The following is a 25,963-nucleotide window of genomic DNA, read 5'->3' as shown; positions in this document are numbered from 1 at the left end:
CTCCTACATGGGAATGCGGTTTCCTGTAGGAGCTGCCGAAGGTTCGGGCCGCGATCGGACGATCTTTTCTTGAATTTCCCGCGATCCCCCGTTGTCGACTAGGCTCTAAGCACTGCTTGATTGGCCTTGTGACGTCTTGTCGAATTTTTTGCCCGCGGGGGCGGGTGCTGTGCCTTTTTCCTGTCACTCGTCGACTATTCAAACAGAACCCTGGAGCCTGCCCACTGATTTGAGAGGTGCCCCATGAGTCTGCTGCTTGAACCCTTCACCTTGCGCCAACTGACCCTGCCCAACCGCATCGCGGTGTCACCGATGTGCCAATACTCAAGTGTCGACGGCCTCGCTAACGACTGGCATCTGGTACACCTCGGCAGTCGCGCGGTAGGTGGCGCGGGTCTGGTATTTACCGAAGCCACGGCGGTCACGGCCGACGGGCGGATCACCGCCGAAGACCTTGGCCTGTGGAACGACGAACAAATCGAACCGCTGCAACGCATTACCCGATTCATCACGTCGCAAGGCGCAGTCGCCGGCATTCAATTGGCCCACGCCGGGCGCAAGGCCAGCACCCATCGGCCGTGGATCGGCAAGCATGGCAGCGTCAAACCGGAAGATGGCGGCTGGACGCCAGTCGGGCCGTCGCCGATTGCTTTCGATCCGCAGCACACGCAACCGAAACAGCTGGATGAGGGGCAGATTGCCGACGTCATTCAGGCGTTTGTCGATGCTGCCAAACGTGCTTTGACGGCTGGTTTCAGTGTGGTTGAGGTGCATGCGGCGCATGGTTATCTGCTGCATCAGTTTCTCTCGCCGCTGAGCAATCAGCGTCGTGATCAATACGGTGGTTCGTTTGAGAACCGTATTCGTCTGGTGCTGCAAGTTACCGAGGCGGTGAGGGCGGTCTGGCCTGAGGAATTGCCGGTGTTTGTCCGCGTGTCGGCGACTGACTGGGTGGAAGACGGCTGGAATCCGGACGAAACCGTGGAGCTGGCGCGACGCCTGCACACCCTTGGCGCGGATCTGATCGACGTGTCGTCGGGCGGGACAGCAGCCAACGCTGAAATTCCGGTGGGGCCGGGTTATCAGACGCGTTTCGCCGAGCGTGTGCGCAAGGAGTCAGGCATCGCCACCGGCACTGTGGGAATGATTACCGAGCCGGCGCAGGCTGAGCACATTCTGCGCACCTGTCAGGCCGACATCATCTTCCTCGCCCGCGAGCTGCTGCGTGATCCGTACTGGCCGCTGCACGCGGACGATGATCTGGGTGGGCGCAAAGCGGTGTGGCCGGCGCAGTACCAGCGTGCGACTCATCGGGATCAGCCGATTCATGAGTCTGATCTGCGCGATTGAGTCAGTCGCGGTAAAGCAAAAAGCCCCGGTCAGTGATGGCCGGGGCTTTGTTTTGTCTGATGATATTTTGTTGAAATACTGCCGTCATCGCTGGCAAGCCAGCTCCCACAGGTTTGGCGTCGTACACAAAAATTGTGATCAACACCAAACACTGTGGGAGCTGGCTTGCCAGCGATGAGGCCCGTGCAGGCGCCTCAAATCATCAAGGGTATTTACGCTTGTCCGGCGCCGGCGGGAAGTACTGGTACAGCCAGGTCTCGCTCAACGTGCGGTCATTGGTGCGAATGAACAAGCGCAGCTCCACCGGCTCCACGCTGTCATTGGTCGGGTACCAGTCGAACAGGATCCGGTAACCCTTGATGTCATCCAGCACCAGCACGCTGAAGTCCTGCACCTTGCCGTTCGAGCAGGTCACCACGGGCTCGATCCCGGTGCCCGGCGGCAGTCGATCCAGACCGCCACCGTTGAAGTCCACGGCAAAACGGCGCGCCCACACCGGCGGATAGTGCTCGCCCGGTGCCCAGCCTTCGGTGAATCCGCCCATGCCGGAACGGGTCGCGTGCACCCGTGCCAACGGCGTACCCACTGGCGGTAGCGCGCTCCAGTACAGCTTGTAGCCGTAGTTCAACGAATCCCCGGCAGCCACCGGTTTTTTCGGTGTCCAGAACGCCACGATGTTGTCGAGGGTCTCGCCGGTGGTAGGAATTTCCAGCAGATCGATAGAGCCTTCGCCCCACGCCGTGGTCGGTTCAACCCACAGGCTCGGACGCTTGCTGTACCAGTCGACGGTGTCCTGATAGTTGGCGAACTCATGGTCAGTCTGCACCAGCCCGAAACCCTTCGGATCCTTGTCCGCAAACGCGTTGAACTGCAGGGTCGCCGGGTTGTTCAGCGGACGGCAGATCCACTCGCCGTTGCCGCGCCACATCGCCAGACGATCCGAGTCGTGGATCTGCGGGTGGATGGTGTCGCACATGCGGCGCTCGTGGGTGCCGCAACTGAACATACTGGTCATCGGCGAGATGCCCAATTGCTCGATCGCCGTGCGCGCATTGATGTGCGCATCGACTTCCATTACCACGCGCTCGGCCTGGCAATCGATGTCGAAACGATAAGCGCCAGTGGCACTTGGCGAGTCGAGCAGGGCATACACCACAAATCGGGTGGCGTTCTTGTCCGGGGTCTCGAACCAGAACTTGGTGAAGTCAGGGAATTCTTCGCGTTTTTTCGCGTAAGTGTCGATCGCCAGGCCGCGCGCCGAGAGGCCATATTGGCCAGTGGCGTCTACCGCACGGAAATAGCTGGCACCGAGGAACGACAACACATCGTGACGATCCAGCTCTGGCGCTTTGAACAGCTTGAAGCCGGCAAAACCGAGGTCACCCTTGAGCTGCTGGGTGTCGACTGACGTGTTTTCATAGTTGAACAGTGCCGGGCGGAAATGCACCTCGCGGGCAGTGCGCGTCTTGGCGTCGACGCTGTACATGCGCACCGGCTGACGGAACCCCATGCCGACGTGGAAGAACTGCACGTCCAGCTGACCCTTGTTTTCCTTCCACAGCGAATGCTCGCCGTCGTAGCGGATCGCGTTGAAGTTCTGCGGGGTCATGGTCGCCAGGGTTGGCGGCAGCACCTGTTTGGTGTCCTGATAGGCGCTGCCAGCCAGTTGCTTGGCCTGGCGCTTCAGCGCTTCGAAGTCGAAGGCCTGCGCCTCGCCATCGGCGGCGCCGCCATTGGCCGCCCACGCACGGCTGGCCAGCAGGCCAGTGGCCGAAAGACCGGTGTAAGCCGCAATGGCCATGGACGCTTTGAGCAAATTCCTGCGATGCATAAATACAACCTGTCGTGTGCAATCCCGCGCCGTTCCTGGCACGTGCTGGATCAGAAATAACGGTTCGGACAAGCCTTCGGCCAAACGCAACGGACTATTAACAGATGCCCGCTAGCTTAAACGGTTCGCTCGCAATGCAAAATTCGTTGATTCACCGCGCCAGTGTGTCAATGAAACAAGACATGTCGGTTAAAAATCTGACAGGGCGTTCTGATTTACACGGCATATCTGCTTTTTTCGACTAATTACTCTAAAAACCGCTTTTCAGCGCCGATTTAATTTCTATTCTATGGGCATGACCGGTGCTGACCGGTAGGGCACACGGCGCTGCTGTAAGGGGCAGGGCGATGTGGTGGTTTAGCAATTCTTTGAAGTATTGAAGGACATCGTCCATGGCAAAAATACAAGGTATCACCGACATGCTGGGCATCTTTCCCTGCCTCGGCAGCGGCCGCAAAAGGCGTCGGCTCAGCTCTGACGAAGTGAAGCTGGTTGAGCGATATCGGGAGCTTTCGGAGAACGACCGGATTGCGATGCGGTACCTGGTGGATGCGATGCGGAGTGTTTCGCGGTTTTAACGCTGGGGTGGGCACCGGGAAAGCCATTTGGCTTTTACGCTGGCCAGGTCAATCAAATTGCCTGCGTCGGCATCGTCGATGCCGACGGCAATGGCTTTCTGAAGCTCGGCACTGTCGTTTAGTTTCAGGTAAGAGATCGCAAAGCTTTCATCACAGGGAATGACTTCCTCAATCTGAGGAAATTTGAGAACAGTTCTACTCATCTGAATTCAACTCGCTAGAGGGGACACGCTAAACCTGTGGCGAGGGAGCTAGCTTCCTCGCCACAGGTTTTTTGTTTATGAGCCTTAGCTGCAAGTGGCCAGAACCGGATACGGCCGTTGGCCGTGCATTAACTCCGGCACATCCCGCCATTTGACCCACGCCTGCTGTTGCCAGTGCAGCAACGGCACGGTGACGCCTGCCCAATGCATCGAACTCACGCTGGGGTGGTTTTTCACAGAGCTTGAATGGGTTTCGCGCAGCATCGGGATGACTTCATGGCTCAGCCATTGGCGCAGGTGTCGGTTTTCCGGGACGAAGTGATGGACGAGCAGGGCGAACAGGCCGGATTCGCTGACCATCGCGCAATCGATGATTTCGCCGTCCCGACGCAGAAGGACATGGCGACGCTGATCGGGATCGAGTTTCAGGGTGAGACGTTCGTTTAGCGGATAGCCCATCAAGCGACCGAGATCTTGCACGCAGAACCAGGCTTCGTGGTCTTGCATGAAGGTGTGGAGGAAGCGGTTGTGGCGGGTGAAGATGGTGGGGGTGAAGAAAGCGGAGCTTTCAGAAGGAATTTGTACGTGGTTAGGCATTTGTCGACTCCAATATTGAGAATAGAGCCGCCACTCAAATGAGTGCGGTCACGCCGTTTTGATATTTACTCAGGCTCCGACACCGGGCCGCTGATTTCGCTGCCGAGAGAAAGCCTATCGGCTAGCCACCTACTACGCCAAGTCGGCTCTATCGATACCTTCTGTAGGAAAGAGGATTTATCTCTGAGGGTCGTATCTGTAGGAAATGCCTGTTTTTGCATAGGTGCCAGCGAGCCCGCCCCTAACCAGTGTTTTTTCCGTTATTTGTTTGAATCTTGCGCATCGCTGCAGATGCTCGGCCCTTGGTTTCAGGGCTCAAAGGATTGTTAGGAATAACGGAGAATTCAATGAAGGTGTCTCTCAAGCAGATCAACGGCCCTTGGGATCAGGGCTGGGTGCTGGACAAACACATGGTAAGTAGTACCTTTCTTGGCAACGATGATCGTGGACACCCATGCTTCGATAATCAGCGCACTGAGATTGGCGAGGCGACCTACCGGCTCAAATACCAGAAGGACTGGACTCAGGTCAGCCCACTTGCTCAGGCAGTAGCGACAAATGTCTTCCCAAAACTGGATCAGGTCGGGTTTGTAGTGCCTATGCCTGCTTCAAATATTCGTCAGCGACAACCGGTAACTGAGGTTGCCCAGGCGTTGGGACGAATTATCGGTCGGCCGGTTTTCTCGGATTTGCTTCGAAAAGCGACCACGGGAAAGTCGCTCAAGGATTTGCATTCGAAAGCAGACAAGGTTGCTGCGATTGGAGACAGTTTCAGCGTCAATGATGAAATCACCACTGATGGGCGCTGGAATGTTTTGGTTGTAGATGATTTGTTTGATAGCGGGGCGTCCATGGACGCGGCCTGCGCTGTTTTGCGTAAATATCCGAAGGTAGGGAAAATTTACGTCGCAGCGCTAACTTGGAAGTGAATTCAATGACGACTGTATTTATTGCCGGCTCTATCAACATCAAGAACCTTGATCCGAAGGTTAAAGAGCGCATCAATAATATCGTAGCGTCAGATTTTGAGGTGGTGGTGGGTGATGCTGGGGGCGCCGATACCTCCATTCAGGAGTACCTGCTGAGTCTCGAACGATCCAGAACCACGGTGTTCTGCAGCGGTTCGGCGCCGAGGAACAACCTAGGGCACTGGCCCGCCAGAACAGTCGACTCCAAGCATTCCAAAGGGTCGAGAGCTTTCTTCACCGAGAAAGACGTCGTCATGGCCGAAGCGGCTGACTACGGCTTGATGATCTGGGATGCAAAGAGCACCGGTACGCTCAGCAACGTCATTGAATTGTTGTCGAGAAAGAAGAAGTCGCTTGTTTTCGTCAACAAGGAAAAGCAATTCAAAGTAGTCGGAGACGTTAGTCAGCTCGAAGAGTTGATTGCATTCATGTCCGATCACGCCAAGCAAAAAGCCAATGAAAAAATCAAACTGTTCGACCGTATTTCCCTGTTGAAGCACGATCAGGCAGAGCTTTCTTTTTGATGATGTTTCACGGCTTGCCTGAACCCCGGCACCTTGTCGGTGCCGGGATCACAGGCTCTTAGCGACTCACCTTCCACGCATCCCCAGCCGGCGCCTTGCCATGGTCATACGGCTTGCCAATCCACATGTAAACCAAGCCCAACCCAATCACGATCGCAGTACTCAACACCATCGCATAGTTCACATACCAAGCCGCATCCGGCGTACGTGGCCAGGCCATGTTGATGATTGCGCCAACGCCGTACACCAGCGCGCCGATGTTCACCGGCCAGCCCCACGCGCCGAGGGTGAATTTGCCGCTCGGTTTCCAGCCTTTGCTGCGGGCGTACAGCGCGGCCAGGACGATCATCTGGAATGCGAGGTAGATGCCGATGGCGGCGAAGCTGACGATGGTGGCCACGGCGTCTTGCAGGAAGAAGCCGAGGGCGATGATCAGCGCGGGCAAGACGCCGGACACGAACAGTGCGGCAACCGGCACTTGGGTGGTAGGAGAAATCTTTTTCAGCAGTCGGCTGCCGATGACCATTTCATCGCGAGCGTAGGAGTACAGCAGACGGCTCGCCGCGGCCTGTAGGCTGATGACGCAGGAGATGAAGGAAATCATCACCACGCCCATCACCACTTTCGAGCCGACCGGGCCGAAGGCGTTGTTGAGGATGGTGGTGACCGGGTCTTTGTCGGTGCCGTTGATCACCGCTTGCATGTCCGGCACGGCGAGGATCAGCGCCAGGCAGGCGAACATCGCTGCGATGCCGCCGATGTAGATGGTCATGCGCATGGCCACCGGGATTTTTGCGCTCGGGTTCGGGGTTTCTTCGGCGACGTCGCCGCAAGCCTCGAAGCCGTAGTAGAGGAACATCCCCGCCAGCGAGGCAGTGAGGAACGCCGGCAGGTACGAGCCGTCGACGCTGATGTCGAAGGTGTTGAACAGCACGCTCAGCGGTTGATGGCGTTCGAACACCAACAAGTAAACACCAACGATCACTGCGCCGACCAGTTCGCACAGAAAGCCGAACATGGCGATGCGCGCCAGCACTTTGGTGCCGCTGAGGTTGACCAGTGTGGCGAACAGGGTCAGCACCAGGGCGATGACGATGTTGGTGTTGTTGCTCGGCTCAAAACCGAGCATGGCGGCCAGGTATGGGCCAGCGCCGACCGCAACGGCAGCGATGGTGACGCAGAGGGCGATGGAGTAGATCCAGCCGACCATCCATGCCCATTTTTTACCGACCAACCGGCGTGCCCAAGGGTAAACACCTCCGGAAATCGGGAACTGCGAAACCACTTCGCCGAAGATCAGGCACACCAGCAATTGGCCGCAACCGACCAGCAAGTAGGCCCAGAACATCGGTGGGCCGCCAGCGGCGAGGCACAGGCCGAAGAGGGTATAAACCCCTACGACCGGTGACAGATAAGTGAAGCCCAAAGCGAAGTTTTCCCACAGGCTCATGCTGCGGTTGAAGTTCGAGGTGTAGCCCAGTTTGCGCAGTTGTTCGGCATCGCTGTCGGCGACGGCTGTGGCGAGATCGGGTGAGGAACTCATGTGTGTTTTGCTCCGTAAAATCGGCAGATTTCGGATGGCCGAAGCCGTGGCGAGGCTTTGCAGGCGCCGCCCGGTTCGGTAGTTATTGTTTTGGTTTCTGTGAAGCCTGGTGGTGAATCGCCGACATCGTCCGTGTGTCGCGGAAAAGATCGCAGCCTGCGGCAGCTCCTACAGAAGAGCGGCGTCCATCATGTAGGAGCTGCTGCAGGCTGCGATCTTTTCGCTGTTAATGCTTGAACATCACATGCCGAACCGTGGTGTAGTCCTCCAGCCCATACATGGACATGTCTTTCCCGTAGCCGGACAATTTCTGACCGCCATGGGGCATTTCGCTGACGAGCATGAAGTGCGTATTCACCCACGTGCAGCCGTACTGCAAGCGCGCCGACATGCGATGGGCGCGTCCGACATCTGCCGTCCACACGGAGGAGGCGAGGCCGTAATCCGAGTCGTTCGCCCATTCCAGCGCCTGCGCTTCATCGGTGAACTTGGTCACCGAAACCACCGGCCCAAACACTTCGCGACGGACAATCTCGTCGTCCTGCTGCGCATCGGCCAAAACGGTTGGTTCAAAGAAGAACCCGTTACCGTCGACAGCCTTGCCACCAGTGATCAAACGAATGTGCGACTGCGCCACGGCACGCTCGACAAACCCGGCAACACGGTCGCGATGTTGTGCAGTGATCAACGGCCCCAGTTCGGTCGACGGATCATCCTGCAAGCCATACTTGATGCTGCTGACCGCCGCGCCGAGTTTCTCGACGAACTTGTCGTAGATACCTTGCTGCGCATAAATCCTGCACGCGGCAGTGCAGTCCTGCCCGGCGTTGTAGAAACCGAAGGTGCGAATCCCTTCAACCGCCGCATTGATGTCGGCGTCGTCGAAGATGATTACCGGCGCCTTGCCGCCCAGCTCCATGTGCATGCGTTTGACGCTGTCGGCGGTGCTGGAAATGATGTTGGCACCGGTGGCGATGGAGCCGGTCAGGGAAACCATGCGCACTTTCGGATGGGTAACCAGCGGGCTGCCCACGGTAGGACCGCGACCAAACACCAGATTGAGTACACCAGCCGGGAAGATTTCCGACGCCAGTTCGGCCAGACGCAACGCGGTCAGCGGGGTTTGTTCCGACGGCTTGAGCACTACGGTATTACCGGCGGCCAATGCTGGAGCGATTTTCCAAGCGACCATCATCAGCGGGTAGTTCCACGGCGCGATGGAGGCGATCACGCCGACCGGATCGCGGCGGATCATCGAGGTGTGGCCGGGCAGGTATTCGCCAGCGGCCGAACCGCTCATGCAACGGCTGGCACCGGCGAAGAAACGGAACACGTCGGCAATCGCCGGAATCTCGTCGTTGAGCGCGGCGCTGTAGGGTTTGCCGCAATTATCGGATTCCAGTTTGGCCAGTTCTTCGCCGTGGGCTTCGATGGCGTCGGCGAGTTTGAGCAGCAGCAGCGAACGGTCTTTCGGCGCGGTTTGCGACCAGTCGGCGAAAGCGTTGTCGGCGGCGCGCACGGCGGCATCGACCTGGGCTTCGCTGGCTTCGTTGATTTCTACCAGGACTTCGCCGAGCGAGGGATTGAGCACCGGTTGCGCCGGGCCTTCGCCGTTGACCAGTTGGCCGTTGATCAAGAGTTTGGTTTGCATGTCTGTTGTCCTCACTAATACTTTTATTGTTCTGCCGAAACCGTTATTCGGTTATTTGCCGCCGCTGCCAGCGACGCTCTCGCCACCACGCGTCAGGTAATACGCGCCGAGGATTGGCAGCATCGTCACCATCATCACCAGCATGGCGACGACGTTGGTCACCGGTACATCCCGTGGCCGGCTCAGTTGGTTAAGTAGCCACAGCGGCAACGTGCGTTCATGCCCGGCGGTGAACGTGGTAACGATGATTTCGTCGAACGACAGCGCAAACGCCAACATGCCGCCGGCCAGCAACGCCGAGCCGAGGTTGGGCAGGATGATGTAGCGAAAGGTCTGCCAGCCATCGGCGCCGAGATCCATCGAGGCCTCGATCAAACTGTGCGAAGTACGGCGCAGGCGGGCGATAACATTGTTGTAGACGATCACCACACAGAAGGTCGCGTGGCCGACGATGATGGTGAACATCCCCGGCTCGATCCCCAGCGTTTTAAACGTCGCCAGCAGTGCGATCCCGGTGATGATCCCCGGCAGCGCAATCGGCAAAATCAGCATCAGCGAGATGCCTTGTTTGCCGAAGAAATCCCGGCGGTACAACGCTGCTGAAGCCAAGGTGCCGAGGACCATCGCAATCAACGTGGCGATGGCTGCGATCTGCAACGAAAGCTTGATCGCCTCCAGAACATCCGGCCGCGAAAACGCCACGCTGAACCAGTGCAGCGTGAAGCCCTTCGGCGGAAAGCTGAACGCGGCTTCTTCAGTGTTGAAGGCGTAAAGGAAGATGATCAGGATCGGGAAGTGCAGAAACACCAGCCCGCCCCAGGCTGCGATTCGTAGCCCGATTGAAGCCCTTTCAGAGCGCATCGAAGGCCCCCAGTCGTTTGACGATGGACAGGTAAACCGCGATCAACACAATCGGCACCAACGTAAACGCGGCGGCCATCGGCATATTGCCGATCGCACCTTGCTGCGCGTACACCATGCTGCCGACGAAGTAACCCGGCGGCCCGACCAGTTGCGGCACGATGAAGTCGCCCAAGGTCAGCGAAAACGTGAAGATCGAACCGGCGGCGATGCCCGGAATCGACAGCGGCAAGATCACCTGCATAAAGGTCTGACGCGGCTTGGCCCCAAGGTCAGCGGAGGCCTGCAACAGCGACGGCGGCAGACGTTCCAACGACGCCTGAATCGGCAGAATCATGAACGGCAGCCAGATATAAACGAACACCATGAACCGCCCCAGATGCGAGGTCGACAAGGTGCTACCGCCCACCCCGGGAATCCCCAGAATGAACTGCAATACCGGCTCCAATCCCAAGTGCTGCACGAACCACTGCGCCACGCCGCCCTTGGCCAGCAGCAACGTCCACGCATACGCCTTGACGATGTAACTGGCCCACATCGGCATCATCACTGCGATGTAGAAAAACGCCTTGGTTTTGCCCGTGGTGTAGCGCGCCATGTAGTAGGCAATCGGGAACGCAACGATGGCGCTGGCGATCGACACGACGATGGCCATGCTCAGCGTGCGCAGGATGATGTCGAAGTTCGACGGCTGAAACAGCGCGGCAAAATTCGCCAGGGTCAGGTCCGGCGTGACCGCCATGGTGAAGTCGTCGAAGGTGTAGAAACCCTGCCACAACAGCACCAGCAGCGAGCCGAGGTAGATCGCGCCAAACCACAGCAGCGGCGGCACCAGCAGCATCGACAAGTACAGGTTGGGCTTGCGGTAGAGCAGGTTGGAAAACCGGCGCAACGGCGGCGATGCAGTCATCGCGAGCATGCTCATGTCACACCCCGCTCGCCACGTTATCGTGCAGCGGGATCATCGCTTCCCGCGCCCAACGCGCGCTCAGACGCTGGCCGGTCTGGTGCTGTGCGCTGCTGTCGATCCATTGATTGTTGGCGTGGCTGATGCTCAGGGTCTGACCGTTTTCCAGCTTCAATTCATAACGCGTGGCGCTGCCCTGATACTGGATGTCGTGGAGCAGACCGCTGACTTCGATTTCGTGACTGGCCAGCGGGCCTTCGGCAAAACGCACATGTTCCGGACGGATCGAAAACGGCTGCGGATGGCCGCTGATTTGGCGGGCCAGATCGCCGCGAATCACGTTCGAGGTGCCGACGAATTCAGCCACGAATGTGGTGGTCGGTTTCATGTACAGATTGCGCGGCGTGTCGACTTGTTCGATGCGCCCCTTGTTGAACACGGCGACGCGATCGGACATCGACAGCGCTTCGGTTTGATCGTGAGTGACGAAGATGAAGGTGATGCCGAGCTGGCGTTGCAGCTTCTTCAATTCACTTTGCATTTGTTCGCGGAGTTTCAGATCGAGTGCACCCAACGGCTCATCGAGCAGCAGCACACGCGGACGATTGACCAGAGCGCGGGCGAGGGCCACGCGCTGGCGCTGACCGCCGGACAATTGCACCGGTTTGCGTGCGCCATAACCGCCGAGGGCGACCATGTCCAAGGCTTCTTCGGCGCGTTTGTGGCGCTCGGTTTTACCGACGCCTTTGACCTTCAAACCGTAGGCGACATTGTCGAGGACGTTCATGTGCGGGAACAGCGCGTAGTCCTGAAACACCGTGTTGACGTCACGTTGATACGGCGGCAAACCGGCCGCTTCGGCGCCGTGGATGCGGATCGAGCCGGCGCTCGGTTGTTCGAACCCGGCGATCAGGCGCAGGCAGGTGGTTTTGCCCGAGCCGGAAGGGCCGAGCATGGAAAAGAACTCGCCGTCCTCGATATCGATGGAAACCCGGTCAACGGCCTTCACTTCGCCGAACTGCCGGGAAACGTTGGTGAACTGGACTGCAAGCGTCATGGTGCGGTGCTCCGGTAAAACGGGCTTTCAAAAAAGTCGTGTGTGCGTCGAAAAGATCGCAGCCAGCGGCAGCTCCTACAGTAGGTGTGCAGGGCGCTGAAATTGCTTTTAGCTCCGTCTCCCTCCGGGAGAGGGTGGGGGGTGAGGGTGGCTTTATTGGCCGTTGCCCTTCAATCAAGAGCAAAGGCAAAAGCTACCCCCTCACCCCAGCCCTCCCGAAACGTCGGACCGCCCCCAGGGGGGCGAGGGGGAAAGGGAGCTAGACCGAGGTGCTCCCGGGCTTAGCGGCCGCCCATGATCGCAATGTAGTCCTGGGTCCAGCGGCTATACGGCACAAACTTGCCACCCTCAGCCTGCGGGGTTTTCCAGAAGGCGATCTTGTCGAACTGGTCGAAACCGTTGGTCTTGCAACCTTCAGCGCCGAGCAATTCGCTCTCCTTGCACGCCGCTGGCACCGCCGGCAACGAACCAAACCACGCCGCCACATCACCCTGGACTTTCGGTTTCAGCGACCAGTCCATCCACTTGTACGCGCAGTTCGGGTGTTTGGCCTCGGCGTGCAGCATCGTGGTATCGGCCCAACCCGTAGCGCCTTCTTTCGGAATGGTCGAAGCAATCGGCTGCTTCTCGTTCATCAAACCGTTGACCTGATACGGCCAGGCACTCGACGCCACCACGCCTTCGTTTTTGAAGTCGCTCATCTGCACCGTGGTGTCATGCCAGTAGCGGTGGATCAACGGCTGCTGCGCGCGCAACAGATCGAGCACGGCTTTGTACTGATCTTCGGTGAGTTGGTACGGATCCTTGATGCCCAATTCGGGCTTGGTCGATTTCAGATACAGCGCCGCATCGGCCATGTAGATCGGCCCGTCATAGGCCTGCACGCGGCCCTTGTTCGGCTTGCCGTCGGGCAGATCCTGCGCGGCAAACACCACGTTCCAACTGCTCGGCGCGGTCTTGAATACGTTGGTGTTGTACATCAGCACGTTCGGGCCCCACTGGTACGGGGTGCCGTAAGTCTGCTGGTTGACCACGTACCACGGCGCGTCTTTGAGGCGCGGGTCGAGGGTGTTCCAGTTCGGAATCAACGCGGTGTTGATCGGTTGCACACGCTTGCCGACGATCAACCGCAGCGAGGCATCGCCCGACGCGGTGACCAGGTCGTAACCGCCCTTAGCCATCAGGCTGACCATTTCGTCCGAGGTTGCAGCGGTCTTCACATTGACCTTGCAGCCGGTTTCTTTTTCGAAACCGGTGACCCAGTCGTAAGCCTTGTCGCTCTCGCCACGTTCGATGTAACCCGGCCACGCAACGATATCCAGCTGACCTTCGCCAGCACCGACAGCCTTAAGCGGCTCGGCCGCTTGCAGGCTGGCGCTGGCCAGCAGGGCCGTGGTGATTGCACTGAGCAGTGCGGTCTTGTGCACGAACATGGTTGAACCCTCTTCTTCAAATTATGGTCGGGGCAGTTGTGAACGCGGTGAAGCATGCCGTTAACGGCTTGTTATTAGCGTAGTCAGAGATGCTGGCCGTGGCGGGCCATGATGTGCCGCACCACGCTGTAGTCCTGCAGCGAATCACTGGATAAGTCTTTGCCGTAACCGGAGCGTTTCAGCCCGCCGTGGGGCATTTCGCTGACCAGCATGAAATGGCTGTTGATCCACGTGCAGCCGTACTGCAGGCGCGCGGCGACTTGCATCGCCTTGTCCAGGTTCTGTGTCCAGACCGACGAGGCGAGACCGTATTCGGAGTCGTTGGCCCAGTCGACGGCCTGAGCGAGTTCGTCGAAACGGGTCACGGTGACGACCGGGCCGAACACTTCGCGCTGAACGATTTCGTCGCTTTGTTTGCAACCGGCGAGCAGCGTCGGTTGATAGTAGAAACCGGCACCGGAATGCACCGCCGCACCGGTCACCCGCTCGATGTGTGGTTGGCCGAGTGCGCGCTCGACAAAACTGGCTACGCGGTCGCGCTGGCGGGTGCTGATCAGCGGGCCGATCTCGTTGTCGGCATCACGTTTGCCGGCGAAGCGCAGGCTGCTGACGGCTTGGCCGAGTTCGGCGACCAATTTGTCGTGAATCCCGGCCTGCGCGTAGATCCGGCATGCGGCGGTGCAGTCCTGCCCGGCGTTGTAGTAACCGTAAGTGCGCACTCCGTCGACCACGGCCTGGATGTCGGCGTCGTTGCAGACGATCACCGGGGCTTTGCCGCCGAGTTCGAGGTGCGTGCGTTTCAGGGTTTTCGCGGCGGCCTGGAGGATTTTCTGCCCGGTGACGATATCGCCGGTCAGCGAGACCATGCGCACTTTGGCGTGACCGACCAAATGGCTGCCGACGCCTTCGCCACCCCCGCAGATGATGTTGATCACCCCGCGCGGAAGAATCTCGGCGAGCGCTGGCGCCAGCGCGAGGATCGACAGCGGCGTGTGCTCGGAGGGTTTGAACACCAGCGTGTTGCCGGCGGCGAGGGCCGGGGCGATTTTCCACGCGGCCATCATGATCGGGTAATTCCACGGCGCAATCGAGGCGATCACGCCAATCGGATCGCGACGAACCATGCTGGTGTAACCCGGCAGGTATTCACCGCTGAGCTGACCGGTCTGGCAGCGCACGGCGCCGGCGAAGAAGCGGAATACATCGACGGTCGCGGTCAGATCGTCCTGACGCGCCAGGTGCAGCGGCTTGCCGCAGTTCAGCGATTCGAGGCGGGCGAGGTGATCGGCGTGTTTTTCCACGGCGTTGGCAATCTCGAGCAACAGGTTGGAACGTTGCTGCGGTGTGGTGCGCGACCATTCGGCAAAGGCGCGGTGGGCGGCGAGGATGGCGGCTTCGACTTGCTCGGTGCTGGCCTCGGCGATGTGCGTGAGGATCTCACCGGTGGCCGGGTTAAGAATCGGCTCGACAAAACCTTCCCCAGCGACCAATTCGCCGTCGATCAACAACGCGGTACACATCGGGGTCTGCGCGCCAGCCATCTTCCGCGATCTCTTTTCTTGTGTGGCCATTGTTGCTCCCTGATATCGGGAGCCGACCGTCTTATAGATGCAGCAAGACTAGTGCGCGGCTCCGAGGTCGACAAATTCTAAATACTGAAGGCTGCGTTCGATTAAATAGATGGCTTGCGTCCGCCGTGGGGTTGTTCACGGGCTACGGTCAGGAATGGGTCGACCAATGCCGGGCGCGCGGTGCCACGACGCCAGGCCAGACCAACGTCGAGGGTCTGGTTGAGGTCGGCGATCGGACGCGCTTCGATGATGTCGCCCTCCAGTGACCACGGGCGATAAGTCATGTCCGGTTGAATCGACACGCCCAAACCGGCGGCGACCAGACTTCGTACAGCCTCGGTGGACGCGGTTCGCAGAGTGATCTTCGGTTGCAGCCCGGAACCGCGCCAGAAACGCTGGGCATTGCGATCCATCTCATCAACGTTCAGTTGAATCAGCGGCTCGCGGGCGACGTCGGCGAGGTTGATGCTGTCGTGTTCCAGCAGCGGATGCTGGGCTGGCAGCCACAAACGGTGCGGTGAGTGGGTCAGTACTTCAGTTTGCAAAGCGTGGCGATCTTCGAGATTGGAGAGGATCAGCACGCCGACATCAATCTCGCCGCTGACCAGCAAATGCTCGATGTAAGGGCGCTCGTCTTCCATCACACGGATCTCGACATTGGGATAGGCGCGTTGGAATCGTGTGAGCAAATCCGCTAGGTAATAACCGGCGACCAGACTGGTCACGCCGACGATCAACTGCCCGGCGACCTGATCGGTACTCTGTTGCAGGCTGCGCTTGGCGTTGTCGACGGTCGCGAGAATCAGGTGCGCCTGACGCAGGAATTGATGCCCTTGATGCGTCAGGGTCATGCCCTTGGCGTGGCGGCTGAACAGGCTGACGCCGATTTCCTCTTCCAGTTGCTGGATCGCCAGCGTCAGAGTCGATTGGGAAATGAATGCAGTTTGCGCGGCGGCGGAGATCGAGCCGGTCTCGGCCACGGCGATGAAATGACGAATCTGACGCAAGGTCATCATGAGAAGGGGTACCCAGTGGGCGGTTTTTATAGATTGGCCTGAGTGTATATCTATTTTCGCGAACGGCTCGGGCGTACTGAGCAACATCTGGAAGCACACTCGCGGGCCGGGCAGGGGCACTTTCGAACTAGGCTGAGGGCCTTATAGATCCGGATAACCCCTGTTTTGGAGGCGGAACATGAACACCCGTGGATTGCTCGATCAACTGCTTAAATCTGGCCAGGATCTGTTGCAGAACAAGGCTGGCGGAACGCACAACAAACCGGCGGCCGGTGGCTTGGGCGGTTTGCTCGGCGGTTCTTCAGGCACTGGCGGCCTCGGCAGTCTTTTGTCCGGCGCAGGTGGTGGCGCGTTAGCTGCTGGCGCGATGGGCTTGTTGCTCGGTAACAAGAAAGTGCGCAAGGTCGGCGGTAAAGTCGCGATCTACGGCGGGCTGGCCGCGCTGGGCGTACTGGCCTACAAGGCCTACGGCAACTACAACGCGCAAAAAGGCACGGCCCCGCAACGCGAACCACAGACCCTCGACCGTCTGCCTCCGGTGCAGGCCGAACAACACAGCCAGGCCATTCTCAAGGCGCTGGTCGCTGCCGCGAAGGCCGACGGCCACATCGATGACCGCGAGCGTCAACTGATCGAAGGCGAATTCACCAAACTCGACAACGATCAGGAGCTACAGAACTGGCTCCACGCCGAACTCAACAAACCCCTCGACCCCACCGACGTCGCACGGGCCGCGAGCACGCCGGAGATGGCGGCAGAAATGTACATCGCCAGTGTAATGCTGGTGGATAAGGAGAACTTCATGGAGAAGTCATATCTGGATGAACTGGCGCGCCAGTTGAAGCTGGAGCCAGGTTTGAAGGTGGAACTGGAGAAGCAGGTGCGGCTGGCCTCTGTGTAGAGGCAGCGTGCTTTAACAATCGCAACCCCCTGTGGGAGCGAGCCTGCTCGCGAAAGCGCCGGGTCAGACGACATCGATGTTGACCGTTCCGGCCTCTTCGCGAGCAAGCTCGCTCCCACAGGTTATTCCGGCGTGCACGGAGCCTGCTCGCGATGATGTTTCAGCCTCACTGCATACGCCATGGCCGATCTATCGCCTCCTTTTGCCATTACCCCACTGGCACGCCCACCCGCAATTGTCGGACAGTCCCAGCCCAGAGCCCTCCCGCGACCAAGGCGGACAGGCCCGAGGGTTACAAAGCGTCTTATAAATGAAACACCGCCCTCGGCTATACTCCCCGCATTTCGACTAGGCACGAGGAATCACTGTGAAGAACTGGACGTTGCGCCAACGCATTTTGGCGAGCTTTGCGGTGATTATCGCCATCATGTTGCTGATGGTCGTCGTTTCGTATTCACGGCTGTTGAAGATCGAGGTCAGTGAAAACAGCGTGCGTGATGACGCGATTCCCGGCGTTTATTACAGCTCGATGATTCGCGGCGCGTGGGTCGATAGTTATCTGCAGACTCAGGAACTGCTCGGGCTCAAGGAAGGTCAGGGGATTTCCAGCGAGGACGCGGCTGACTACAAGGCGTTCGAGGCGCGTCTGCAGGAGCAGATGGCCAACTATCGCAAAACCATGGCGACCGACGAGGATCGTCTCGAGTTCGCCGCGTTCGAGAAGTATCACGACGCCTACATCCAGATTCAGGATGCCGTGCTGGATCTGCACAAACGCAACCTGGAAGCGGACGCGGTCAGGATGTTCCACGACAAGCTCACGCCTGCCTGGTATTCCGGGCGCATGAAGCTCAACGACATCATCGGCGAAAACAAGACAGTCGCCGATCAGGCCATGAACAATATCGACGATGCCGTGGCCGCAGCCAAAGTCAGCATGTTCATTTCCCTGTTGGTCGCTGTCCTCGCCGCTGGCCTGTGCGGTCTGTTGCTGATGCGCGCAATCATGGCGCCGATGAACCGCATTGTGCAGATCCTCGAAACCATGCGCACCGGTGACCTCAGTTCGCGTCTGAACCTCGATCGCAAGGACGAATTCGGCGCCGTCGAAACCGGCTTCAACGACATGATGACCGAGCTGACCGCGCTGGTGTCCCAAGCCCAGCGCTCCTCGGTGCAGGTGACCACTTCGGTGACCGAGATCGCCGCCACCTCCAAGCAACAACAAGCCACCGCCACCGAAACCGCTGCCACCACTACCGAAATCGGCGCGACGTCGCGCGAGATCGCCGCCACCTCGCGCGACTTGGTGCGCACCATGACCGAAGTGTCCACCGCCGCCGATCAGGCCTCAGTGCTGGCCGGCTCCGGCCAGCAAGGTCTGGCGCGCATGGAGGACACCATGCACTCGGTGATGGGCGCGGCCGATCTGGTCAACGCCAAACTGGCGATCCTCAACGAGAAGGCCGGCAACATCAATCAGGTGGTGGTGACCATTGTCAAAGTCGCCGACCAGACTAACCTGTTGTCGCTTAACGCAGCGATTGAAGCCGAGAAGGCCGGCGAGTACGGACGCGGTTTTGCCGTGGTCGCCACGGAAGTGCGGCGTCTGGCGGATCAGACCGCCGTGGCCACTTACGACATCGAGCAAATGGTTCGCGAGATCCAGTCGGCGGTGTCGGCGGGTGTGATGGGCATGGACAAGTTCTCCGAAGAAGTACGCCGTGGCATGTCCGAAGTGCAGCAGGTTGGCGAGCAGCTGTCGCAGATCATCCATCAGGTGCAGGCGCTGGCGCCGCGGGTGTTGATGGTCAACGAGGGCATGCAGGCGCAGGCCACCGGCGCCGAGCAGATCAACCACGCGCTGGTGCAGTTGGGGGATGCCAGTAGCCAGACCGTCGAGTCGTTGCGTCAGGCCAGTTTCGCCATCGACGAACTGAGCCAGGTGGCCGTCGGGCTGCGCAGCGGCGTTTCGCGATTCAAAGTCTGATGAGTGAAATCATCGCCAAACGCAGCGCCGCGCAGGTGGCGAAGCCGGCGTTGTTCCTGCTGTTTCGCATCGGCAGCGAACGTTACGCCCTGCGCGCTACTGAAGTTGCCGAAGTGTTGCCGCGCCTGCCGTTGAAGCCGATCGCGCGGGCGCCGCAATGGGTTGCCGGTGTGTTCGCTTATCGCGGTGCGGTAGTCCCGGTAATCGACCTCAGCGCATTGACCTTTGGCCATCCCGCTCAGGCGCGTACCAGCACGCGTCTGGTGCTGGTCAATTTCCAGCCTGATCAGTCGCAACCGGCGCAATGGCTTGGGCTGATTCTGGAACAGGCCACCGACACCCTGCGTTGCCATCCGCAAGAGTTTCAGCCTTACGGCCTCGACAACCGCGAGGCGCCTTACCTCGGCCCGGTGCGTGAAGATGCGCAGGGATTGGTGCAATGGGTACGGGTCAATGATTTGCTCGATGACGCCGTGCGTACTTTGCTGTTCCCCGATCCGCCGTTGAATCCGGCGCAGCTTGAGGCGCAGCCATGAGCGGCGATCAACGTTTTTTCGACTTTCTCAAGGAGCGCATCGGCCTCGATGTGACGTCGGTGGGCCCGGCGATCATTGAGCGCGCGGTGCGTCAGCGCACCACGCTCTCGCAAGCGGCGCATGCCAATGAGTATTGGCAGTTGCTGCAAGGTTCGCGGGATGAACAACAAGCGTTGATCGAAGCGGTGATCGTTCCCGAGACATGGTTTTTCCGCTACCCGGAATCTTTCGCGACGCTGGGCAAACTCGCCCGCAAACGCCTTGGCGAACTGAACAACATGCGTGCCTTGCGCATCCTCAGCCTGCCGTGCTCCACCGGCGAAGAACCCTATTCGATAGCCATGGCTTTGCTCGATGCAGGGCTCAAGCCGCATCAGTTCAAGGTCGATGGCATGGACGTCAGCCCGCTCTCGGTGGAGAAGGCGCGGCGTGCGCTGTATGGCAAAAACTCGTTTCGCGGCCAGGATCTGGACTTTCGCGAACGGCATTTCACCCCTGAGCAGGACGGCCATCGGGTCAACGAGAACGTGCGTGAGCAAGTGCGCTTGCAGGTCGGCAATGTGCTCGATCCGACGCTGCTGGCCAGTGAGCCGGCGTTCGATTTCGTGTTCTGCCGCAACCTGCTGATCTATTTCGATCAGCCGACGCAAAAACTGGTGTTCGAGGTGCTCAAGCGCCTGACGCACTTCGATGGCGTGCTGTTTATCGGCCCGGCCGAGGGCAGTTTGCTTGGGCGGTTGGGCATGCGTTCGATCGGCATCCCGCAATCCTTTGCCTTCAGTCGCCACAGTGAGCCGCATCCCGAACCGCTGCCGACAGCCAAACCGATCGCGGTGCCGATCAGCCAACCGCAGCGCAGCACGCCGCCAGCGCCGGTGCGCAATCGACCGTTTGCCGCCGTAACACCACTGCCAATCGCCAGCAAAAGCGCGAACCCGGACGCGGTGACGTTGCTGTCCAACATCGCCGCACTGGCCAACGAAGGCAAAAGTGCCGAGGCCCGCGCCGCGTGCGAACAATATTTGCGCAGCCACGAACCAGTGGCCCAGGTGTTTTACTGGCTCGGTCTGCTCAGCGATGTCGCCGGTCTGACCCTCGAAGCCCAGGGCTTCTACCGCAAGGCGTTGTACCTCGAACCGCAACATCCCGAAGCGTTGATGCACCTGGCCGCATTGCTGCAGGCCCAGGGCGACAGCGTCGGTGCCAGACGATTGCAGGAGCGCGCCGCCCGCAGCGGGCGCACCGCCGACAGTGAGCGTAAACGATGATCCCGTCCGACACCTTGAACGTCACCCACGAAGACGCCCGGGCCATCGACGATTGCTGGAACCGCATCGGCATTCATGGCGACAAGTCCTGTCCGCTGCTTGAAGACCACATTCATTGCCGCAATTGCTCGGTGTATTCCGCCGCTGCCACGCGCTTGCTCGACCGTTATGCGTTGCAGCAGGACGAGCGCGACCCGGTGGCGACTGCCGTAGAAAGCGATGTGAAAACCCGCTCGTTGCTGATGTTCCGTCTCGGCGAAGAATGGCTGGGTCTGGCGACGCGCAGCCTTGTTGAAGTGGCGCCGTTGCAGGCGATTCACTCGTTGCCGCACCAGCGCTCGCGCGCCTTGCTCGGTGTGGCCAATGTACGCGGCGCGCTGGTGGCGTGCCTGTCGCTGGTTGAATTGCTTGATCTGGATGGCAACTCGGCGCCAGCCACAGGCGCGAGAATCATGCCGCGCATGTTGATCATTGCCGCCCATGGCGGACCGGTGGTGGTGCCGGTGGATGAGGTCGACGGCATTCATGCCATCGATGAACGCATTCTCGATGCGGCTTCGCAATCCGGCGCGCAAGCCAGTGCCAAATACACCCGTGGTGTTCTGCAATATCGGGGTCGCAGCCTGCGTTGGCTGGATGAAGAACAGCTGTTGTCCGCCGTGACCCGGAGCCTCACATGACCCCCGAGCAAATGCGCGACGCCTCGCTGCTGGAGTTGTTCAGCCTCGAAGCCGAAGCCCAGACCCAAGTGCTCAGTGCCGGATTGCTGGCGCTGGAACGTAACCCGAGCCAGGCCGATCAACTGGAATCGTGCATGCGCGCGGCGCACTCGCTCAAAGGTGCGGCGCGGATTGTCGGCATCGACAGCGGTGTCAGCGTTGCGCATGTCATGGAGGATTGCCTGGTCAGTGCGCAGGAAGGGCGGTTATTGCTGCGCCCCGAGCACATTGATGCGCTGTTGCAGGGCACCGATTTGCTGATGCGCATTGCCACGCCAGCGAATGCTCCGCAACCGGCTGACATCGAAGCGTATGTGGCGTTGATGGCGCAGTTGCTGGATCCATCGTCCGCGACTGCTGTCGCAGCGCCAGTCATGGCCGAATTGCAACTGCAAGCTCCGCGAGTTGAGCCGACGCCGCCAGCGCCCGTCATCGACGTTGCGAGTGAGACGCCAGAGCCAGCGCCACGCAAAAACAAACGCACTACCGAAGGTGGCGAACGCGTCTTGCGCGTTACCGCCGAGCGCCTGAACAGCCTGCTCGATCTGTCGAGCAAATCGCTGGTGGAAACCCAACGCCTGAAACCGCACCTGGCGACCATGCAACGCCTCAAGCGCATGCAGAACAACGGCCTGCGCGCGTTGGAAAACCTCAACGTGCACCTCAAGGAACACGCGCTGAGCCTTGAAGCGCTGGAAGCCCTGGAAGACGCGCGCCGTTTGCTCGCCGAATCCCAGCAACTGCTGAGCGAGAAAAACGCCGAACTCGACGAATTCGCCTGGCAGGCCAGCCAACGCGCGCAAGTGCTTTACGACACCGCGTTGGCCTGCCGCATGCGGCCATTTGCCGATGTGCTTACCGGCCAGGTGCGCATGGTCCGCGATCTGGGCCGCAGCCTCGGCAAACAGGTACGCCTGGAGATCGAAGGCGAGAAAACCCAGGTCGACCGCGACGTGCTGGAGAAACTCGAAGCACCGCTGACTCATTTGTTGCGCAACGCCGTCGATCACGGCATCGAAACCCCGGAGCAACGGCTGCTCAAGGGCAAGCCTGAAGAGGGCCTGATCCGCCTGCGCGCCTCGCATCAGGCCGGTCTGCTAGTGCTGGAATTGAGCGATGACGGCAACGGCGTCGACCTGGAAAAAGTCCGCCGCAGCATTGTCGAGCGGCAGTTATCCCCAGCGGAAACGGCGGCGCAGTTGAGCGAGGAAGAACTGCTGACCTTCCTCTTTCTGCCCGGTTTCAGCCTGCGCGACACGGTCACCGAAGTGTCCGGGCGGGGCGTCGGCCTCGATGCCGTTCAACACATGGTTCGCCAGTTGCGCGGCGCCGTAGAGTTGGAGCAGACCGCAGGCGAGGGCAGTCGCTTTCACCTCGAAGTGCCGTTGACCTTGTCGGTGGTGCGCAGTCTGGTGGTGGAGGTCGGTGAAGAGGCGTACGCCTTCCCACTGGCGCACATCGAACGCATGTGTGACCTGGCCCCGGAAGACATCGTGCAGGTCGAGGGCCGTCAGCATTTCTGGCACGAGGGCCAGCACGTCGGCCTGGTCGCGGCCAGCCAGTTGCTCAACCGCCCGGCCAGCCAGAGCAGTGGCGAAACCCTCAAAGTCGTGGTGATCCGTGAGCGCGATGCGGTTTACGGGGTTGCCGTGGAGCGCTTTATTGGCGAGCGCACGCTGGTGGTCTTGCCACTCGACGAGCGGCTGGGCAAAGTGCAGGACATTTCCGCCGGCGCCCTGCTCGACGATGGCTCGGTAGTGCTGATCGTCGACGTCGAAGACATGTTGCGTTCGGTGGACAAACTGCTCAATACCGGGCGCCTTGAGCGCATCGCCCGTCATGGCAATCAGGCCGCCGAGGCGGCGCGCAAGCGCGTGCTGGTGGTCGACGACTCGCTGACCGTGCGCGAGCTGCAACGCAAACTGCTGCTCAATCGCGGCTACGACGTTGCGGTGGCGGTGGACGGCATGGACGGTTGGAACGCACTGCGTTCGGAGGACTTCGATTTGCTGATCACCGACATCGACATGCCGCGCATGGACGGCATCGAACTGGTAACTCTGCTGCGCCGCGACAATCGCCTGCAATCGCTGCCGGTGATGGTCGTGTCGTACAAGGATCGCGAAGAGGATCGCCGCCGTGGCCTCGATGCCGGCGCTGACTATTATTTAGCCAAAGCCAGTTTTCATGACGACGCCCTGCTCGACGCAGTGGTCGAGCTTATTGGAGGAGCGCGGGCATGAAGATCGCAATCGTCAACGACATGCCCATGGCGGTGGAGGCCCTGCGCCGGGCGCTGGCCTTCGAACCGGCGCATCAGGTGGTCTGGGTCGCCCGCAACGGCGCCGAGGCGGTGCAACTGTGCGCCGAAAACACCCCGGATCTGATCCTTATGGACCTGATCATGCCGGTGATGGACGGCGTCGAAGCCACCCGCCGGATCATGGCCGAAACCCCGTGTGCCATTGTCATCGTGACCGTCGACCGCCAGCAGAACGTGCATCGGGTCTTTGAAGCCATGGGCCACGGCGCGCTGGATGTGGTCGATACTCCGGCACTCGGCGCCGGCGACGCTCGGGAAGCCGCCGCGCCGTTGCTGCGCAAGATCCTCAATATTGGCTGGCTGATCGGCGAGAAGCCCACGCGTTCGCGGCCGGCGCCACCGGCCCAGCGCAGTTCCGCTTCGTGCCAGCGGCTGGTGGCGATTGGCTCGTCGGCTGGTGGGCCGGCGGCGCTGGAAGTCCTGCTCAAAGGCTTGCCGAAGGATTTTTCGGCAGCCATTGTGCTGGTGCAGCACGTCGATCAGGTGTTCGCCGCCGGCATGGCCGAATGGCTGGCCAGCGCCAGCGGCCTCGATGTGCGTCTGGCCCGCGAGGGCGAACCGCCGCAAGCCGGCGCGGTGCTGTTGGCCGGCACCAATCACCATATTCGCTTACTGAAAAACGGCACGCTGGCCTACACCGCCGAGCCGGTCAACGAAATCTATCGGCCCTCGATCGATGTGTTTTTCGAGAGTGTCGCCAGCTATTGGAATGGCGACGCCGTCGGGGTTTTATTGACCGGGATGGGGCGCGACGGGGCGCAAGGGCTTAAGCTCATGCGTCAGCAGGGTTACCTGACCATCGCGCAGGATCAGCAAAGCAGTGCGGTGTACGGCATGCCCAAGGCTGCTGCGGCGATTGATGCCGCGGTTGAAATCCGTGCACTGGAAAAGATAGCGCCACGATTGCTGGAGGTTTTCCCAAAATGAACAGGTTTATCGGCAATCCTGGCCCCCGCAGTACACAGGTGACCGCCCATGAATGACTTACAGATCGACGACATTAAAACCGACGAAAACGCCGCCATGGTGTTGTTGGTGGACGATCAGGCGATGATCGGCGAAGCGGTGCGCCGTGGGCTGTCGAATCAAGAAAACATCGACTTTCACTTCTGCTCCGACCCGCAGCAGGCCATCGCGCAGGCCGTGCGGATCAAGCCGACGGTGATTCTGCAGGATCTGGTGATGCCCGGCCTCGATGGCCTGAGCCTGGTGCGTGAATACCGCAATCACCCGGCGACCAAGGACATTCCGATCATCGTCCTGTCGACCAAGGAAGACCCGCTGATCAAGAGCGCGGCGTTCTCCGCCGGCGCCAACGATTATCTGGTGAAACTGCCGGACACCATCGAACTGGTGGCGCGCATCCGCTATCACTCGCGCTCGTACATGACGTTGTTGCAGCGCGACGCGGCGTATCGCGCGCTGCGGGTCAGCCAGCAGCAATTGCTCGACACCAATCTGGTGCTGCAACGGCTGATGAACTCCGATGGCCTGACCGGGCTGTCCAACCGTCGGCACTTCGACGAATACCTGGAACTGGAATGGCGCCGCTCGTTGCGCGATCAGAGCCAGCTGTCGTTGTTGATGATCGATGTCGATTACTTCAAGTCCTACAACGACAGCTTTGGCCATGTTGAAGGCGACGAAGCGCTGCGCAAGGTCGCCACGGCGATCCGTGACGCCAGCGCGCGACCGTCGGATCTGCCGGCGCGTTATGGCGGTGAGGAGTTTGTGCTGGTGTTGCCGAACACCTCGCCGGGCGGTGCGCGGCTGGTGGCGGAGAAACTGCGGCAGACCGTGGCATCCTTGAAAATTCCGCACAACACCCCGGCGGAAGGGGCGAGCCTGACCATCAGTATTGGTCTGGCGACGATGGTGCCGCAGGCGGGTAGTGATTGTCGCTTGCTGATTTCGGCGGCGGATCGTGGGTTGTACCTGGCCAAGAACAATGGGCGTAATCAGGTCGGGATCGAATAAACGCTTACCCTCACCCCAGCCCTCTCCCAAAGGGAGAGGGGGCCGACCGAGGTGTCTGGCGCTCGACCTGATCGACCGATTTGATTATGGATCTTCAAGCTCAACATTTCCGGATTCAGCTAAGCCCTTTCACGTCGGCGTACCTCCCGAACATCCCCC

23 protein-coding genes are annotated in these 25,963 nt (G+C 60.0%); 12 read left to right on the top strand and 11 right to left on the bottom strand.

Features of this window, described 5'->3' with window-relative positions:
* Positions 1–243: 243 nt before the first annotated feature.
* Entirely contained in the window at positions 244–1,350 is a 1,107-nt protein-coding gene (locus PMI23_RS03390) for an NADH:flavin oxidoreductase/NADH oxidase (RefSeq protein ID WP_007908959.1), read from the top strand.
* A gap of 202 nt (positions 1,351–1,552) precedes the next feature.
* On the opposite strand, the gene PMI23_RS03385 is transcribed toward PMI23_RS03390, so the two are convergent.
* Entirely contained in the window at positions 1,553–3,181 is a 1,629-nt protein-coding gene (locus tag PMI23_RS03385) for a glucan biosynthesis protein D (protein ID WP_007908958.1), read from the bottom strand.
* Between the two features lie 392 nt (positions 3,182–3,573).
* Between PMI23_RS03385 and PMI23_RS03380 the strand changes: the two genes are divergently transcribed.
* Positions 3,574–3,759, top strand: coding sequence for a hypothetical protein (locus PMI23_RS03380; RefSeq protein ID WP_007908956.1), 186 nt, complete (start codon positions 3,574–3,576; stop codon positions 3,757–3,759).
* Here the strand turns inward: PMI23_RS03380 and PMI23_RS03375 are convergent.
* A complete protein-coding gene (locus tag PMI23_RS03375; RefSeq protein ID WP_007908954.1) occupies positions 3,756–3,962 on the bottom strand; it encodes a hypothetical protein in 207 nt (68 codons plus the stop codon). The genes PMI23_RS03380 and PMI23_RS03375 overlap by 4 nt on opposite strands.
* 84 nt (positions 3,963–4,046) lie before the next feature.
* Positions 4,047–4,559 carry a BRO-N domain-containing protein gene (locus tag PMI23_RS03370; protein ID WP_007908953.1) on the bottom strand — a complete coding sequence of 171 codons (513 nt, stop codon included), beginning with the start codon at positions 4,557–4,559 and terminating at the stop codon, positions 4,047–4,049.
* A 347-nt stretch (positions 4,560–4,906) separates the two neighbouring features.
* Here PMI23_RS03370 and PMI23_RS03365 point away from each other — a divergent pair, with 347 nt between their 5' ends.
* Both PMI23_RS03365 and PMI23_RS03360 read left to right on the top strand, forming a co-directional pair.
* A complete protein-coding gene (locus tag PMI23_RS03365; protein WP_007908952.1) occupies positions 4,907–5,488 on the top strand; it encodes a ComF family protein in 582 nt (193 codons plus the stop codon).
* Between the two features lie 5 nt (positions 5,489–5,493).
* The gene (locus PMI23_RS03360; protein ID WP_007908951.1) at positions 5,494–6,051 is read left to right on the top strand and encodes a hypothetical protein; all 558 of its coding nucleotides are present in this window, start codon (positions 5,494–5,496) and stop codon (positions 6,049–6,051) included.
* Between the two features lie 58 nt (positions 6,052–6,109).
* Here PMI23_RS03360 and PMI23_RS03355 read toward each other — a convergent pair whose 3' ends face one another.
* The 8 genes from PMI23_RS03355 to PMI23_RS03320 form a co-directional block, all read right to left on the bottom strand.
* Positions 6,110–7,594, bottom strand: a complete 1,485-nt coding sequence (locus tag PMI23_RS03355; protein WP_007908950.1) for an APC family permease — start codon at positions 7,592–7,594, stop codon at positions 6,110–6,112.
* A gap of 226 nt (positions 7,595–7,820) precedes the next feature.
* Positions 7,821–9,245 (bottom strand): gamma-aminobutyraldehyde dehydrogenase, encoded by a 1,425-nt coding sequence (locus PMI23_RS03350; RefSeq protein WP_007908949.1) that lies wholly within the window; start codon positions 9,243–9,245, stop codon positions 7,821–7,823.
* Between the two features lie 51 nt (positions 9,246–9,296).
* Positions 9,297–10,106, bottom strand: coding sequence for an ABC transporter permease (locus PMI23_RS03345; RefSeq protein WP_007908948.1), 810 nt, complete (start codon positions 10,104–10,106; stop codon positions 9,297–9,299).
* Entirely contained in the window at positions 10,096–11,016 is a 921-nt protein-coding gene (locus tag PMI23_RS03340; RefSeq protein ID WP_007908947.1) for an ABC transporter permease, read from the bottom strand. Before PMI23_RS03340 ends, PMI23_RS03345 begins: the two co-directional genes overlap by 11 nt.
* 16 nt (positions 11,017–11,032) lie before the next feature.
* A complete protein-coding gene (locus PMI23_RS03335; protein WP_007908946.1) occupies positions 11,033–12,070 on the bottom strand; it encodes an ABC transporter ATP-binding protein in 1,038 nt (345 codons plus the stop codon).
* A gap of 281 nt (positions 12,071–12,351) precedes the next feature.
* The gene (gene ydcS / locus PMI23_RS03330; protein WP_007908945.1) at positions 12,352–13,503 is read right to left on the bottom strand and encodes a putative ABC transporter substrate-binding protein YdcS; all 1,152 of its coding nucleotides are present in this window, start codon (positions 13,501–13,503) and stop codon (positions 12,352–12,354) included.
* 83 nt (positions 13,504–13,586) lie between these two features.
* Positions 13,587–15,044, bottom strand: coding sequence for a gamma-aminobutyraldehyde dehydrogenase (locus PMI23_RS03325; protein WP_042704886.1), 1,458 nt, complete (start codon positions 15,042–15,044; stop codon positions 13,587–13,589).
* Positions 15,045–15,175: 131 nt separating this feature from the next.
* On the bottom strand, positions 15,176–16,090 hold the full coding sequence (locus PMI23_RS03320) for a LysR family transcriptional regulator (protein ID WP_007949637.1): 915 nt from the start codon (positions 16,088–16,090) through the stop codon (positions 15,176–15,178).
* 178 nt (positions 16,091–16,268) lie between these two features.
* Here PMI23_RS03320 and PMI23_RS03315 point away from each other — a divergent pair, with 178 nt between their 5' ends.
* The 8 genes from PMI23_RS03315 (at position 16,269) to PMI23_RS03280 (ending at position 25,804) form a co-directional block, all read left to right on the top strand.
* Positions 16,269–16,991, top strand: coding sequence for a tellurite resistance TerB family protein (locus tag PMI23_RS03315; protein WP_007908938.1), 723 nt, complete (start codon positions 16,269–16,271; stop codon positions 16,989–16,991).
* A 367-nt stretch (positions 16,992–17,358) separates the two neighbouring features.
* Positions 17,359–18,981 (top strand): methyl-accepting chemotaxis protein, encoded by a 1,623-nt coding sequence (locus PMI23_RS03310; RefSeq protein ID WP_007908936.1) that lies wholly within the window; start codon positions 17,359–17,361, stop codon positions 18,979–18,981.
* Positions 18,981–19,517, top strand: coding sequence for a chemotaxis protein CheW (locus PMI23_RS03305; protein ID WP_007908934.1), 537 nt, complete (start codon positions 18,981–18,983; stop codon positions 19,515–19,517). The genes PMI23_RS03310 and PMI23_RS03305 overlap by 1 nt, the downstream gene beginning before the upstream one ends.
* Positions 19,514–20,785 (top strand): CheR family methyltransferase, encoded by a 1,272-nt coding sequence (locus PMI23_RS03300; RefSeq protein WP_007949633.1) that lies wholly within the window; start codon positions 19,514–19,516, stop codon positions 20,783–20,785. The genes PMI23_RS03305 and PMI23_RS03300 overlap by 4 nt, the downstream gene beginning before the upstream one ends.
* Entirely contained in the window at positions 20,782–21,465 is a 684-nt protein-coding gene (locus PMI23_RS03295; protein WP_007908926.1) for a chemotaxis protein CheW, read from the top strand. Before PMI23_RS03300 ends, PMI23_RS03295 begins: the two co-directional genes overlap by 4 nt.
* Complete coding sequence (locus tag PMI23_RS03290) at positions 21,462–23,747, top strand: hybrid sensor histidine kinase/response regulator (protein ID WP_007908924.1); 2,286 nt, start codon at positions 21,462–21,464, stop codon at positions 23,745–23,747. The genes PMI23_RS03295 and PMI23_RS03290 overlap by 4 nt, the downstream gene beginning before the upstream one ends.
* Complete coding sequence (locus PMI23_RS03285; protein WP_007908919.1) at positions 23,744–24,754, top strand: chemotaxis response regulator protein-glutamate methylesterase; 1,011 nt, start codon at positions 23,744–23,746, stop codon at positions 24,752–24,754. The genes PMI23_RS03290 and PMI23_RS03285 overlap by 4 nt, the downstream gene beginning before the upstream one ends.
* A 48-nt stretch (positions 24,755–24,802) precedes the next feature.
* The gene (locus PMI23_RS03280) at positions 24,803–25,804 is read left to right on the top strand and encodes a response regulator (RefSeq protein WP_007908918.1); all 1,002 of its coding nucleotides are present in this window, start codon (positions 24,803–24,805) and stop codon (positions 25,802–25,804) included.
* Positions 25,805–25,963 lie beyond the last annotated feature (159 nt).

This window comes from Pseudomonas sp. GM24 (genome assembly GCF_000282235.1).
Taxonomy (GTDB): Bacteria; Pseudomonadota; Gammaproteobacteria; order Pseudomonadales; family Pseudomonadaceae; genus Aquipseudomonas.
Note: the sequence above shows the minus strand (reverse complement) of the source record. Positions and strands in the feature narration are given on the sequence as shown.